Raw genomic sequence first — 15,617 nt, forward strand, 5'->3', positions numbered from 1 at the left:
AAAAAAATTGAGAAAAATATAAAATGACTGACGCGCAAACCAACCATTTAACATTTGCCCTGCCCAGCCCGTGCGTTGGCGTGTGCGAGATGGACGAGGCAAGGCGTTATTGCAAGGGTTGTTTGCGCACTATTCCAGAAATTAAAATTTGGAGCACGGCGAGCGAGGCGCAGAAATGGGATATTCTCCAACAATTAAAAACCCGCCGCCACGACCGCGACGGCATTCAACCCCGGCGTGATAGAGTAAAACGGCGGGGGTAGGGGGGGGTTTTAGATAAGCGATGTTAAGCAATCAACCGATTGTTATAAGAGACTTAAATACTTGGCCGATAGAGGTTAAGGAATTTTTGGCGGCGCACGAAGAATTGTTGGTTGATGAGAAGATTATAAAAATCGAGCTCGAGCAAATAGACAAAGAAAGCAATGGCAGTCCATCTAATGCTTCGATGATAGCAGAACAAAATGAGCTACCATCAGCAAAAATTATCAATAATATATATAAAAAATATGGGGGCAAGGAACAATTTAATATATGTCGTGATAAATTTAAGACAGATTTAGTAAACATTTTACAAAAACATTCATTTCTGCTGGTGCATTACACGCGTTTAACCGAATATGAAATAGGGGATATATTAAATAGCGGGCTGTCCTTGCCGAATTCGGCGGTTCTAGCAACGCGAATTGATAAATTGGTAGAACAGAAATATCTAACCGAAGAGCAAGCAAATCATTTAAAAAAATATAATGCTTATACTGATGCTAATGAAAGAAAACGCAGGGAGAATATTTTTTGCTTTGTGTCTGGTGACCCATTGGAAGGGGAAACAGATAATTCAAAATGTCCTGATTATGGTAGATTAGTAAAATGTTGGGGTGGCGAAGCCTTATATTGTGGCAATGAAGAGTTAGTTATTGGCCAAACATTAAGAAAAATTGGCATTCCATCTATTATAGAGGCAGTTATTCCATGTTCTATTTTATGTAATGTTGATTTAGGACGCCAAGCAGTCGATAGATTTGTAAATCGACACTTAAAAAGCAAAAAAATTATTTATAAAAATGATAAATTATTTACAGAATATGAGGAATATCAAGACGGGTATGGCTGTCAGACCAAGGAAGACATCACCAACGAGGATATGAAAAAAATAAATATACTCAGAATTATTCGCTACGATAAAGACAGGGAAGAATTTATCCGTTTTACCGGTTGCGACAAATGGGATGAACAGCTTATTTAACCTACTTCACAACCCCTTGCTTCTTTAAATCCATCATGGTGCGTTTGACGCCCTCTTTTAACGTGTCGACCAGGAAATCAACTTCCCCCTCGGTAATGGTCAGGGGCGGCGACATAACGCACAGGTTCACAATCGGCCGCACCAGCAGGCCCAGGTTGTAACAATGGGCGTCAACCATCAACCCAACCCCGCGGTCAAGTTTTAACAAACCATTGTCGTCCTTGTCCGATTTGCGGTTGGCCACCAATTCGATACAACCGATTAACCCCTCGCCGCGCACGTCGCCGACAATCGGAATTTCCAACAGTTCGCGTAATCGTTTTTGGAAATAGGGAATGATTTTTCTGGCATGGCCGAGGATATTTTCTTTTTCAAAAATTTCCAAGGTTTTTAACCCGGCGGCGCATGCCATCGGGTTGCCGGAAAAGGTAAAGCCCGAGGTGAAAACCGCGCCATTTTTCCCGCCGACTTTTTCCGCGCCGGCCACTTGGTTGTAAATTTTATCCGACAGGAAAAACGCCCCCATCGGCATGTAACCGCCAGTTATTGCCTTGGCGGTGGTGATGATGTCGGGCACAATGCCGAAATAATCCTCGCTCGCCAACACATGGCCCATGCGGCCAAAACCGGTAACAACTTCGTCCGAAATATACAAAATATCATGCTTGGTGCAGATGGCGCGCATCGCCGCCAAATAACCCTTCGGCGGCACAATCACCCCGCCCGACGCCTGAATCGGCTCGGCAATAAACGCGCCGATATTGTCGGCACCATGTTGCGCAATTAAATCTTCAAATTCTTTCAGGCGGGTTTTTAAAAAATCCTCCTCCGACATATTGTCGGGTTTGAAATACAAATTTGGCGATTCCAAAAACAATGCCAAATGGGTCGCGCTGTCCATAAATGGGCGGTCGCGTTCGCGGCCGGTTATCCCCTGGCATAGGTAGGTCGCGCCGTGGTAACTTTTTTGCCGGCTGACAATTTTTTTCTTGGTCGGGCGGCCCAGCAAATTGTTATAGAAAAAAACAAACCGCAGGGCGGAATCAACCGCCTCCGACCCGGAGTTGGTAAAGAACACGTGGTTCAAATCGCCCGGCGTGTGTTTGGTTAACTCGCGCGCAAATTCCACCGCGATGGACGACGTCATGGCAAATGGTGAATAGTAGGATAATTTTTCGGCCTGGGCGGTGATAGCCTTAACCATGTCATGGCGGCCATGGCCCAACGCCATGCACCACATGCCGGCCGGCGCGTCGAGAATTTTTTTGCCATCTTGGTCGTAAACAAAAACCCCCTCGCCCCGTTCAAACATCGCGCGTTTGTTCGTGCCCGAATATTCCATAAATTCCCATGGGTGGATAATATGGTCGTTGTCCCCCTGCCACAGCATTTTTTTTTCGTCGTCGGAAAAGGGTGGATTGTTGTGTAATATGTTGGCCATGGGAAAATAATAATCTACTAAAATATTTTGTTGTTATTTTTATTGGTTCTAATTTTTTTGCAGATTACCAAACCAATTGTAAATAGCAAGCAAAATCATACCAGCAATAATTTGGTTTCCTGGGTCTGCGGCGATTGCAACAGCGTATTTTTTTCGCCTTGCTCAATAATAATACCATTGTGCATGACAATGATATTATCGCTCAGGGCGCGCACCACGTTAATATCGTGGCTAACCAACAGGTAGGCGATGTTGTGTTTTTCCTGCAACCTTAACAACAATTCTATCATGTCGCGGGCGGTGGTTTTATCAAGCGCCGAGGTTGGCTCGTCCAGCAAAAGAATTTTTGGTTGCATGATAAGTGCCCGCGCCAGCGACACCCGTTGCCTTTGCCCGCCGGATAATTCGTGCGGGTAATTGTGCCATAATGATTTATCGATTCCGACCTCGCGCAACATATCCTCGGCGGCGGTGATGGCGGCTTGCTTGGCCGATTTGTCGCCCCGCATCAACATTGGTTCGGCGACAATATCAATAATAATTTGCCGCGGTTGCAACGATGAAAATGGGTCTTGGAAAACAACCTGCATGTTGCGTCGTTGCGCGCGCAATTGCCGGTTTGATAAGCCGCGCCAATTATTGCCGGCGACCATGATGTCGCCGCTTAAATATTGCTTTGGCGTTAGCATAAGCAACGCCTGGCACAGGCTGGTTTTGCCCGCGCCCGATTGACCGATAACGCCGAGGGTTTGCCCGCGGTAAAGCGAAAAATTAATATCCTGCAGAATTTTTTTTACCTGCGGTGGTTGGCTTGCTTTGTTTTTTTGCCAAAAGAAAAGCCACTGGTTAAAAAATTGATAGGTTGTTTTATTATTGAGCGGCAAAGTCATCGACAGGTGGCGCGCCGCCAAGACAATATCGGTATCATCGGGTTGGTTTTGGTTGGCTGGTTTTTTTTCGGGGTAGTTCATTTGCCAAAACGCCCGCCCATAATCGGTGCGCGGGTTGGTCAGCATGGTGGTGGTCGGGGCTTGCTCGATAACCTTGCCGTCGCGCAATAATAATAATTCGGATGTCAAATCCTCCAGCCCCAATTTATCGTGGCTGATATAAATCAGCGATAATTTTTTGGTGATGATTATTTTTTTTATCATCGCTAACAATTGATTTTTGATATGCTGGTCCAGCGCGGTGGTGGGTTCATCGGCGATTAAAATATCTGGCTCCCCCACCAATGCCATGGCGAGCAAGATACGTTGTTTCTGCCCACCGGATAATTGATGCGGGTAGCGTTGCCAAAAATCATCGGCCAGGTTATCGCGGTTGTTTTTTTTCTCGACGCTGAAGCGCGGCAAAGATAATTCAGCGCAAAGATTGGCCATGAAATCGATATGTTCCTGGCCCAGCATCGCCAGGCCGCGACTGGCCAACATGGCGGCGGCAAATTGCCGGCCAACGCGGTGTAGCGGGTTGAGGGCCGAATGAGGTTCCTGGAACAGCACGCCAATTTTTGCGCCGCGAAATTTGGCGCGTGCCTTGAAATCGGTGGTGGCCGATTCCTCGCCGAAGCAGGTGATACTGCCCGTCCCGCCAAATGGTTGATAGGGGGATAAAAGCCCGGGGATAGCCATTGCCAATATTGTTTTGCCCGCGCCGGATGAGCCAACCAAACCAACCCCCGCCCCACGGCGCAGGGTGAAGGAAACATCGTCGAGCAATTTTTTATGGTTGAGCTCCAGCGAGAGGTTTTTAACCGTCAGCAGGATGTCATTAGAATTTGTCATGCGGCCGTAAAAAATCTAAAATAAAACCCTGCGGTTAATAATCAATTTTGATACGGGTGAGGTTGTTGGTCTTCACCGCCGCCACCAGCGCAAGATGACAAAACAGCGACGCCGCGGCCGAGCGCGGAATAAAAAACAAGGCCTCATCGCCCTGGTAAAAAATATAAAGCGGTTTGTTTAAAATCGACAGGCAATAAAAATTATCGCCTGATTTGTTGTCTTTCGGTAAGGGAATGAAGCTCGACAGAAAATCATTTAATTTTTTTTGCCCGCTGACCCGCACCAATTGCCAACCCGCCCCGCTAGGTTGGATGAAGGGCGATGGCGATTTGTTATCGCGCGGGCTGGGCTTGTGCTGTTCGTTGTAAACCATCGCCGATGATTCGCTACAGCGCATTACCAACAGGCCTGATTTTTTCACCGCCAGCGATGATTGATAATAAATATCCTGCCTGATGGGCGATAAGTTTTTTGCCGCGCCAAGTTTGCCCAGCAGGTTTATTAAAAATTTTTCAGGGTGCGCCTCACCGACCGGCGCGACCAATGTTTGCAAGGCATGATGCGCCAAGGGCGCAACACCGGTCAGCAAAAGCCCGTGGTTGATGATAAACCCATCGGGGCGGCTTTTATCCACATAACTTTCGGTTAGGGCATTATCGATACGGCCGCGGTCGGGGCTATCGGCACCGGCCAGGCCGGTGAGGCCGGGAAAATCCGGATGCCAATAATCGCCGACCGGTAATAATATAAGTGGCGAGGTGCTGGGCACGGCGGAAGCGGATGGGTTTTTTTTCATGGCGATGTTATTCCTTTGCTTCGGGTAAGCCAAGTTGGTGGTAGGGCACAATTATTGCCCGTTGGTAATTTTTAAACAATGGGTCGGCAATCATGACCTCCTGGCCGAATGGATCTTTCCATTTACCAGACAATGGGTCAAGTGCCGAGCGGACAAAACCAAGGGCGATGTATTTTTTTCTTATCGGGCAATAGGTCGCGCTGGTGATACGGCCGATGCCATGCCCCTGCGCCAGCGGTTCTTTATCAATTTCCTGCACGATACTGCCGGCGCGGATAATCGCCTGCTGGCCGGCACTGACCAGCGGGTTAAAGTTACTATTAAGGTTGGTGCCGGGCGCACCCGTGGCGGCGATAAAACCGCAGAGCCGTTCGCGATTTTTTTGGCCGAGGAAATCTTTTGATGCCTCGTCGCGGCCGGAAAACTTCCCATCACGCATGGCATCGTTAAGCCGACTATCGTAAAGACTATGGCCGCCGTCGATTTCGCCGACCGTGCCATGGGCGCCATCGCCCTTTAACATACGCCAATAATCCAGTGCTATCCGCCCCAGCCCAAATGGCCGATACCCCATGGCGTCAATGATGTCGCCAAGCGCGATGGTTGTGGCCGGTTGCCCCGCCGATTTTTTACCCGATAATTTTTTAGCGGCTGGCATTTCTTCATCATTTTGCGGGGCGAGCGCGCCATGCCATAATTGTTGGTATAGCGCCACCGCCTGGTCGGCTTGGCAGGTTATTTCAACGTCGGCCACCATGCCGCCGATGTAATAGGCGGGGAGGAAACGCCGCCGGCTTAGCAAAAACGAAAAGCCGCGCCACTCAACCTGTTGCGCTTGGTTGAGCGGTAAGTTCTTTATCAGCAATTGCCTTGCCACCTGGTCTAAATTTTCTTTTTCGTCCTTGGTGAAGGATTTTTTTACAGCGGCGTTTTTGCCCAATATTTTTTCGATGGTTTTTTCGATTAACTGCCCGTTATAAAATTGGCTGAGGAGCAGGGCAACGCCGCGCCCAACCAAGCGCAGGGTCGCCGATTGCTCGCTGTCGTCGATGATGCCCAAGGCGAATCTATTAACCCGCGCCAGGTGCGTGATGAATTGCGCCACCTGATGATTATTGGTGGGCTGGTTCATGGCGGGCAAGCGCAACGGCAGGGATAGGATAACCATATCCGCCGCACGCACCATATAGCGGCCGCGCGCTAGAATTAAACCATCGCGCGGGTTGAGCAGGGTAACACCGCCCGCCGCACCAACCTTGCTGTTGCTGATTTTGGTCGCCGATAAAAATTGTAAGAAATCAATCGCCCGCTTGCCTATAATTTTTATCGTCGTCACCGCCGAGCCATCGGCAAAACCGATGCCATTTAGGATATTTTGTTTTTCTTCGAGCGACTCCTCCTCGGCTTCATCCCCCGCGTGGTATGGATAATAATTGGCAATTTTTTTACCATCCTCGACCGTGGTTTGCGCCCCATGGTCGTTGCTCAGGTTATTTTCGGGGTGCATGATGACATTAAAAAACTTTGGCCGATGGGTCAGGGGATAGAGCGGCATTTCCTCCTTAACCGCTACTTGGTTAAAAAATTGCCGACCATCAAGCGGCAGGTGCGCCAGCGCACCCAAGGCGGTGGGGTGGGCCATGCCGTGCAATTCACCAAAGATATTATTTTGCTGGATGATATTTTGCATTGTCGTCGCGGCGTCGGTTACTTTGTTGCCGTAAAGATACGCCAGGGCAAGCGACAACCCACCCTGACCACGGTCAAAACCAAAACCCAATTTGCTGTAATGTTTGATGGCAAATGGCGTGTGGTAACCGGCGGCGAACGAGCCATGGATATGTTCTAACTTCACGTCATATTGGTGGTCGATGAAGCTGTTGCGCCCCAAATGCTGGGTGTCGGGCAAAAACCGATGGGGCATGATGGTCAGGCCATGGTGATATGCAACCATGTTACCTTCGCCAGTTGATTTTTTGCCCCCTGACTTGCTCAAAGATTTACCCACAGACTTGCCCTCTAATAAATTGGCAATTTCGCTGGCGACATCATTTGCCATTTTATGCGCCATGTTATTATTGCTATCGGTTTGGTGGCCGCTGTGGCCCACGAAGCATCCGCCGGCCGCGCCAACCAAAAAAACTTGCGACGGCCAATGTTTGGGCAGGTAAGCCTGCAATGGTTCGACCCAGGTGAGGAAATCCCCCTCCCGCTTGTCCTTGGGTAGCAATTGCGTGAACAGCGACAGCCGTGGTTGAAACCCGCCGCTTACAAGTAGGCAATCGCTGTTAAAAATCTTTTCGGTCTCCGCCGACAGGGCTTCATCGGTTTGGTCGGGGCGCGCCAGGACAATTTTGCTGGCCTGCGGCGCGACATATAATTCGGCCGGTTGTTTTTGTTTTTTGCTGGTGGCGTTTTTGGCCAAGTTTTTGGTTGTTGATAATTGTTCCCCGGCTGTTGGTTCGGGTGATAATTTTTCTGGCGTGGCGGTTTCATCTTCATCCAGCTGTTGCACCGCCAATAGCGACGCCACGGTCGGGTTGTCGGTGCGCACCACGCGGCCCAGCATTTTTATCGCCTTGCCGATACTGCGTGGGAAAATGGTTGGTGCCGATTGGCTGTAAAGGGCGCGGGCGCGCTTCGGGTAGTAAAATTCAAAAACCTCGGCCCCCGCCGCCTGGGCCATGGCACGCAACGCCGGGTTAATGTTTTTTCTGATATCGATAACCGCCGAGACACTAACCCCCGCCGAATGGAGGTAATCCAGATGGTGATAAACACTATCATTGTTGGTGATGATAACCGCGTGATGGCCGGGTTTGACGCCATAGATTTTTAATAATTTGACGGCATTGCCAAAACCCATGATGCCCGGCAGGTCGTTGTTGTCAAACGGCAATAATTGTTCGCTTTTGCCGGTGGCCAAAATTACCGCACGGCAATGAAAAACATGATGCTGTTCGCGCCATATAACCTCGCCCGCCGCGTGGTTGTCGCGCTGGGTATGGTGGCTGTTGGCGGTGATTTCGATAATATCTTCGCGCATGGCCGCTTGGGCATTTTTTGTTTTGTCGGCGGATGCCGGACCTTTGAGTTTCTTGCTGGTCACCGCGGTGGTGGAAAAAAACCATGAAATGCGCGGGTCCAGCCGCAACCGCGCGCTTGCCTTGCCGATGGCATCGCTCATCTTGGCCATGGTGACATCGTCGGTTTCGTTGCTTATCAGCGCAATGCTGACCGATGACTTGCCAAGTTTAGCCATCAACGATTGCAGGGCCAGCGCACCATCGACCCCGCCGCCAACCACCACCACATCATATTGGTGAAATTGGTTGTCGTAAAATACTTGGGTGGCGGTATCGCGCCCCATATATTGGAATGCCGGGTTGACCAATGGTGCCGGCGCGTAGCCCATCATCTGGCGTAAAAAATCAGTCCAAAAACCGCCGCTGGTGGTGGCAAAATTTTTGCCGGTGAAGCCGTTCATCAACCCCAGGGCGCGGTGGGTGTCGTCGCGCAATTGGTTTATATCGTCGCGGGAAACGTCGCTGGTGCCAACCGCCCGCGCCAAACGATTGCCCAAATTTTTTGACAATCGCGCCGGCTGGCTGATGGGTTTGGGCATGGCCGAGACGACCTCGCGCGTTTTATTAAAAAATTGGATGGAGGAAAATTTGTCCGGGTGGCGCGTGCGATAGAACCTTGCCCCTGGGATAAGCGGCAGGGTGCCGACCGCCATGGCCGGTTCAAACCCATGGCGGTGATTATTGCCGGTTTTATCGCCGATGGCAACGAAGCCGTTGCTTTCATAAAATTTATCGGCCAGCATGCCGCGCGGCCGATGGTAAAGCAGTGAGCCCGCCAAAAATTTTTGCTGGTTGGCGAGCAATGCCGCCGCCACGTTATCACCATGAAACCCCAAGTATTTTTTGCCATCAAGAAAAAACGCCACCGGCCGGCGTGTATCAACCGCGACACCAAATGGCCGACCGGCGCCAAGTTGTTGTGGCGCAACGCGCAAGGAATCGTCGGCGACCACCGCAGTTGGCGTTTGGGGTTTGTCTTTTTTTATTTTCATCGTTATATCGCCCTTTCATAAAGGAATTGCCCCTTGGTAAAACGTTGGAAACCATAATCGGCGGCCGATGGGTGGGGTGTGCCGGTTGCCACCAAATGCGCCATCGCCACGCCGGCGGCGGGGGCCAGGGCGTAACCATCGCCATTGATGCCGGTCACCATGTAAAGATCATTTTTATCAAACAGCCGGTCGATAATCGGCGAGCCGTCGAACGATGCCAAATATGTTTGGTGCCAGCGGGTTAATAATTTTACCCGCAACAACGCCGGCATTAATTGCACCGCCGCCCGTGCCAACACCGTGGCGCGGTGCGAGATATTATCAACATTGTCCATCTGGTCCAGGTGCGCAAAAAACGCGTCGCTGGTGGTGGCATCGAATTCCATATTGGTTAGGTTGTTTGGCAGGGGGTGGCGGGCGAAGGCGCGGAACCAGACATTGCCCAATTCCCCCTGGCCGATGCTGACCTGGGCCACGGCGTCATCTTGGCCGGCAATGCCGCCGAACGTGGTGGGAAATTGAATTATTTTATCCATCATCGGCGACAGGCTTTCTGATAACAATTCGACCTCGGTCGCGGCCACCCATGGCCAGGCACCGGCCGCCATGTTTTTGCCAAACATTGCGGTCATTTCGCGGGCGAAGAATTTTTTTAATTCCGGACTATGGTCGGGGCTGTTGGTCAGGAGTCTGGCCCCGCCGTCGGCCATCGCCAAGATTATTTTTTGGCCGTGAATGCTGTGGGTGGTGCCGTTGCGGGTAATTTTAACCCCGCTGGTGCCGCGACCATTTTTGCTGAAGATAATTTCCTTGATGCTGGCATGTTGGACAATTTTGACGCGCCGCGCCGATAAGGTTCGCCAAAAGCCGTAGAAAGCCGCCATCGGGTTAAAAAAACCGGCGCGCCCCTGGGCCAGGCCGGCCAGCACCGTTTGGCTGGCTTGGTCAGAAAAATCGACCAACGGTAAAATGCGGCGCAATTCGGCCAATTCCAAATAATCGGCGTCGACGCCATGCAGGCGCATGGTGTTGCCGCGATAACGCGCGTTTTTTATCATTTTGTCGTTTGTTAATAATTCTATCGCACCGATTTGCGACAACATGACATTGTAACCAATATCGCGGTGCAGGTCTTCCCACAATTTTAAATTCATTTCAAAAAATGGCGTGTTGGCCCCGGTTTGATAATTGGCACGCACCATTGCCCATTGGCGGTTGTCGATGGTCGCGCCCAGCGTTGTCGGGCTGAGGATTAAAATATCCTCGCCATCGTGGTTTTGCGACAAATAATGGGCGATAGACAATGCCATGGTATCGCCGCCGATAATAATCACCGCGTGATTTTTTTTTACCACTTCCTCAATGGTGTCATTTATAACATAGGGGCGGGGGGAAGACTGCATGGCTCCATAATATTTTTTATACTATTTTTTTATAGACATAGAAATAAATTTCTACAAAAATTCTATAACAGGCTTTGCGCCGATTTCATAGTCCAACCTTAATAATGATAAATAGGGGATTTTGCGCGCCATGGCTTTATTTAAGGCATCAGTCAATAGTTGGTTTTCGGCCGTGTGATAAAAAAACGCCATGATGGCGCGAAGCACCCCGTCATGCGCCACGATGACGATGTTTTTTTCACGGCATGTGGCCAGCAATTTTTCCAGCGTGGTTGTCGCCCGTTGGTAAAGCATGATAAAACTTTCGCTAGTATTTTCGTTATCGGGAGATTTATCGGGGTATTTATCGGGACATTTATTGGGGTATTTATCGGGGGATTTATTGGCGGGGGGCGCGCGGTTGATAAAATCTTGCCAAAATATGTCATAGGCGACTTTATCCCGCGCCTCAACCTCGGCATAGGTCATGCCGTGCCACGCGCCAAAATGTTGTTCGCGAAAACCCTTGTCGGTGTTAAGTTGCGGCGTTGCGGCAAATGCTGGGTTCTGCCGACGCAGGTCGGCCAGCAAATGGTCAAATGTTTGGCGCACGCGAAGCAGGTCGGAGCCGGCAAAATAAATATCATCGCAAATATTATCGAGTTGTTGTGCGGTGGCGTTGATAATGGCACGCGCCACCATGGCGTAACGTTCGTGGTTGCGCGCCGCGGTAATGGGGTAATCCAATTGTCCCAAAATCACACCGCCGATGGGTTGGCCGGCCGAACCATGTTGCGCGGGAAAAACCACCTGGTCATGGCGCAGGAGGAAAATTTTTTTGCCCTGGCCATGCCCGCCATGACCCCTGTGCTCATTGACTGGCGCGTTTGTAACGTTACTCTTAACCTTGTTCATTATTTTGTCCGCAACAGGTTTTGGTTCATAATCGGGGCGTTATCGGTGTTGGTGGGGGGGCGCAATATCATCGTCCATTCGCCACTATTGCGGTATTACATGTTTTAAGCTATGGATGTCAAACCCCCGATAAACGATAATTAAACATTTTCCTAATGTTATGGTGCGATGGCGGAGTGGTTACGCAGAGGTCTGCAAAACCTCGTACGCCGGTTCAATTCCGGCTCGCACCTCCAACATATGCGCGATGAACGCGCGAAACTGCCGTAGTTGAGTAGGAATGTATTTTTTTGGATTGCAAGCAGTAATTTTTAGCTTGATGAATTACAATCCTTAATTTATTATTCCACTTGAGGTATAATAAAATGAATAAACATTCACCAGAGCATCAAAATGAAATTTTACTATTAAATAAAAAAATAAGTGAAAAAATCGCCGATGAGGGATTCGACGATGGCGAAAGATTTGAACTTTTTTGTGCAAATTTTATTTTAAAGGATTATAACCTTGATGACGCGCAGATAGGCGAGGGCATTATTGATGGCACACAGGATGGCGGCATTGATGCAATTTATATTTTTATTGATGGAGAGTTAATATCAATTAATGATGAAAAAAAATTTGATGATGTTGAAGATTTAAAAATAATAGCTATCCAATCGACATGTGATGATTATTTTGAAAAGAAAAAAGTTATTAACTTTCTTGACACAGTTAGGAGATTAATTTTTTGCTCGGATAAAGATTTTAATAATAACGCTTCTATTGTTAGACCCGAATTACTAGCAATTATTAAAAACTATAGAGAAATTAGAGGAGCAACTCTTCCTAAAAAGATAGAGCTGTTTTATCATTATTCGGCAAAAAGGTCCCATCAAGATAGTGATGATTTAAAAGAATATTTAAATAAAGAGATAAATGATATAAGAGCAAGAAATCAATTTGATTTTTATTTTGATAGTAAATTTTATACGACGAAAGAATTACTAGAAATTGCAAGGAGTCGCCCAAAGAAAATTAGAAATATTAAATTTATAAATAATACATGTATGAATCATAAAGATGGTTATTTGTTCTTTTGCAAGTTAAAAGATTTTAGAGAATTTTTAAAAGCGAGAGATGAGTCTGGCAATCCCAAGGATGATATAGATATTAGCCTTTTTGAAAACAATATTAGAGCTTATCAAGGAAATAAAAAATCGGCAAATAAAGCCATGCAAGATACCCTTGCCAGTGATGGAGCCGAAGATTTTTTATGGCTAAACAATGGGGTAACCATTATTGCAGATCAATTTTCTCCTCGTTCTGACGACGCTAACATCGATAATCCAATGATAGTCAATGGATTGCAGACTTCTAGAACGATTTTCGATTATCTAAAACCTGCTAGAGAAGAAAATGCTGTTTTAATTAAAGTGATTATTCCAAAAGATAAAAAGAGCATAGATAAAATTATTCGTTCAACCAATACACAAACAGCAGTTCCTCCAGAAGCACTTTACGCAACAGAAAAAATTCATTATAACATAGAAGACCATTTGCAAAAATATAATATTTTTTATGATAGAAGAAAAAATTTTTATAAAGAGAAAGGAAAAAAAGCTTCTGAAATTCTTACTATAAAAGCGTTAGCGCAAGCAATTTTAGCAATAGTCGAAAAAAAGCCTGACGATGCAAGGGCGCGACCATCTAATTATCTTAAGGATAAAGATAAACATGGTAAAATTTTTAATACGAATTACCCATTAGATACTTACTATATAGCGACAGAATTGCTTCGAGTAACAAATAAATTTTTAAAAAATAAAATTAAGCACGAAGAAATAAGCACATTTCAGAGCAAGGATATTTTATATTATATTATGATGTCCATTCCCATACTTTTATTAAAAAAGGAGCAGCCAACTGCAAAAGAAATATCTAAGATAGAGGTAGATAAAGTTGATGATAAATTAATTAATCGTGCATATTCGGGTGTTAAAAATATATATGATAAGGCAGATGACGGACACACTTATTCAAAAGGCACTGAGATGTTGCAAAAAGTGAACGCTTGGCTAAAATCAGAAATTTCGTAAAAACAAACTGATTTTATAGCTACCTACTAAACTTTCGGAATTTTGGGCGGTGGGGTTTGTCGGCTTCCGCGCCCAGTCGTTTTTTGCGGTCGGCCACGTAACTTTGGTAATTGCCGGGCCAAAATTGCACCATGCCGTCATCTTCAAACGCCAAAATATGGCTGGCCAATTTGTCCAAAAACATCCGGTCGTGGCTGATAATAACCGCCGAGCCAGCGAATTCCAAAATCGCCTCCTCCAACGCGCGCAATGTTTCCACGTCCAAATCGTTGGTCGGTTCGTCCAGCAAAAGCAAATTGCCGCCCGATTTCAACACCTTGGCCAAATGAATGCGGTTACGTTCGCCGCCCGACAGCAAGCCAACTTTTTTCTGTTGGTCGGGCCCCTTAAAATTAAACAACCCAACATAACCGCGCGACGGGAAAACGCGACCGCCAACCTCCAAATTATCCAAACCATTTGAAATTTCTTCCCACACGGTTTTGCCGGCGTCCAACGAATCGCGCCGTTGGTCTTGGTAACCGATAGTCACCGTTTCACCCACCGTGATATCGCCAGCGTCGGGTTTTTCTTGCCCCGACAACAAACGGAACAGCGTGGTTTTGCCAACCCCGTTCGCGCCGATAATGCCAACAATCGCGCCGGGCGGAATGGTGAATGACAGGTCATCAAACAATAATTTATCGTTATAGGCCTTGGTGAGGTTCTTCGCCTCGATAACAATATGGCCCAGCCGTGGGCCGGGCGGAATAAACAGCGAATCGGTGGTTTGTTTTCGCGTCGCGCTATGTTGCAACATTTCTTCATATGCGTTTATCCGCGCTTGCGATTTTGTTTGCCGCGCTTTCGGGTTCGATTTTATCCATTGCTCCTCGTCCTTCAAAAATTTCATGCGCGCCGATTCGGTTTTGCCCTCTTGCTCCAACCTTTGTTGTTTTTGTTTTAACCATGTCGAATAATTCCCCTGATACGGAATGCCGGTGCCGCGATCCAATTCCAAAATCCAACCCGTGACATTATCCAAAAAATATCGGTCGTGGGTAACCATCACCACCGTGCCCTTGTAATCTTCCAAAAATCGTTCCAGCCAGGCGATTGAATCGGCGTCAAGGTGATTGGTCGGTTCGTCCAGCAACAAAATATCCGGCCGTTGTAACAATAATTGGCACAGGGCGACACGGCGCATCTCCCCCCCCGACAGGTCTTTCACCCCCCAATCCTCCGGCGGGCAACGCAGGGCGTCCATCGCCACCTGCATCGTCGATTGCAAATCCCACGCGTCGGCGTGGGTAATTTTGTCGCTCAATTCGGCTTGGCGGGTTAATAATTTTTCCATTTCGTCGGTGTCGGTGACCTCACCCAATTTGGCGGAGATTTGCTCAAACTCCACCACCAGGTCTTTTAAATCCCCCAGCCCCAGCATGACATTTTCACCCACCGTCAGGTCATGATTCAATTTTGGCTCCTGCGGCAAATAACCAATGGTGATGCCGTCGGCGGCCCAGGCCTCACCGGTTATATCTTTGTCCACGCCGGCCATAATTTTTAACAGCGTCGATTTCCCCGCGCCGTTTTCGCCCAAAATACCAATTTTAACGCCGGGCAGAAATTGTAAATTGATATTTTTTAGGACTTCCTTGCCCCCCGGGTATATTTTCCCGACATTTTGCATGAAATAAACGAATTGCGGTGCCATGATTTTTCTACGATGCTCAAAGTTATTGTTACCTTTTATATAAAGCAAAAAAGGCGGAGCTTGTAAACAGCAGAATGAATAACGGGCCTAAAACTGCAACGCAACCCCCAGGCCGGTTGCCAACCCCTCCATCAGGCCTTGCACCTCGCCAAGATGGAAAGAGAGCTATCGATAAAAATACGGGACAGGCCGAACAACCTC

At 47.9% G+C, this 15,617-nt stretch carries 10 protein-coding genes and 1 tRNA gene; 4 read left to right on the forward strand and 7 right to left on the reverse strand.

Annotation, left to right across the window (positions count from 1 at the left end; genetic code table 11):
• The first annotated feature begins 23 nt into the window (after positions 1–23).
• Positions 24–263 (forward strand): DUF1289 domain-containing protein, encoded by a 240-nt coding sequence (locus tag QM529_03350; protein ID MDI9313699.1) that lies wholly within the window; start codon positions 24–26, stop codon positions 261–263.
• 20 nt (positions 264–283) lie between these two features.
• Positions 284–1,246 (forward strand): hypothetical protein, encoded by a 963-nt coding sequence (locus tag QM529_03355; protein ID MDI9313700.1) that lies wholly within the window; start codon positions 284–286, stop codon positions 1,244–1,246.
• A gap of 1 nt (position 1,247) precedes the next feature.
• Here the strand turns inward: QM529_03355 and QM529_03360 are convergent, their stop codons facing one another.
• From QM529_03360 to QM529_03385, 6 genes are all read right to left on the reverse strand, one after another.
• The gene (locus tag QM529_03360; GenBank protein ID MDI9313701.1) at positions 1,248–2,687 is read right to left on the reverse strand and encodes an aminotransferase; all 1,440 of its coding nucleotides are present in this window, start codon (positions 2,685–2,687) and stop codon (positions 1,248–1,250) included.
• Positions 2,688–2,782: 95 nt separating this feature from the next.
• A complete protein-coding gene (locus QM529_03365) occupies positions 2,783–4,471 on the reverse strand; it encodes an ATP-binding cassette domain-containing protein (GenBank protein MDI9313702.1) in 1,689 nt (562 codons plus the stop codon).
• Between the two features lie 34 nt (positions 4,472–4,505).
• Positions 4,506–5,267 carry a hypothetical protein gene (locus QM529_03370; GenBank protein ID MDI9313703.1) on the reverse strand — a complete coding sequence of 254 codons (762 nt, stop codon included), beginning with the start codon at positions 5,265–5,267 and terminating at the stop codon, positions 4,506–4,508.
• A 7-nt stretch (positions 5,268–5,274) separates the two neighbouring features.
• A complete protein-coding gene (locus QM529_03375) occupies positions 5,275–9,345 on the reverse strand; it encodes a 2Fe-2S iron-sulfur cluster-binding protein (GenBank protein MDI9313704.1) in 4,071 nt (1,356 codons plus the stop codon).
• 2 nt (positions 9,346–9,347) lie between these two features.
• Positions 9,348–10,748 (reverse strand): FAD-binding oxidoreductase, encoded by a 1,401-nt coding sequence (locus QM529_03380; GenBank protein MDI9313705.1) that lies wholly within the window; start codon positions 10,746–10,748, stop codon positions 9,348–9,350.
• A 51-nt stretch (positions 10,749–10,799) separates the two neighbouring features.
• On the reverse strand, positions 10,800–11,642 hold the full coding sequence (locus QM529_03385) for a histidine phosphatase family protein (GenBank protein MDI9313706.1): 843 nt from the start codon (positions 11,640–11,642) through the stop codon (positions 10,800–10,802).
• A 162-nt stretch (positions 11,643–11,804) separates the two neighbouring features.
• On the opposite strand from QM529_03385, the gene QM529_03390 reads away from it, so the two are divergent.
• Positions 11,805–11,878: transfer RNA gene (locus QM529_03390), tRNA-Cys, on the forward strand.
• 129 nt (positions 11,879–12,007) lie between these two features.
• Positions 12,008–13,720 (forward strand): AIPR family protein, encoded by a 1,713-nt coding sequence (locus QM529_03395; GenBank protein ID MDI9313707.1) that lies wholly within the window; start codon positions 12,008–12,010, stop codon positions 13,718–13,720.
• A gap of 19 nt (positions 13,721–13,739) precedes the next feature.
• Here the strand turns inward: QM529_03395 and ettA are convergent, their stop codons facing one another.
• Positions 13,740–15,416, reverse strand: coding sequence for an energy-dependent translational throttle protein EttA (gene ettA / locus QM529_03400; GenBank protein MDI9313708.1), 1,677 nt, complete (start codon positions 15,414–15,416; stop codon positions 13,740–13,742).
• Positions 15,417–15,617: the final 201 nt, after the last annotated feature.

Source organism: Hydrotalea sp. (assembly GCA_030054115.1).
GTDB lineage: Bacteria > Pseudomonadota > Alphaproteobacteria > JASGCL01 > JASGCL01 > JASGCL01.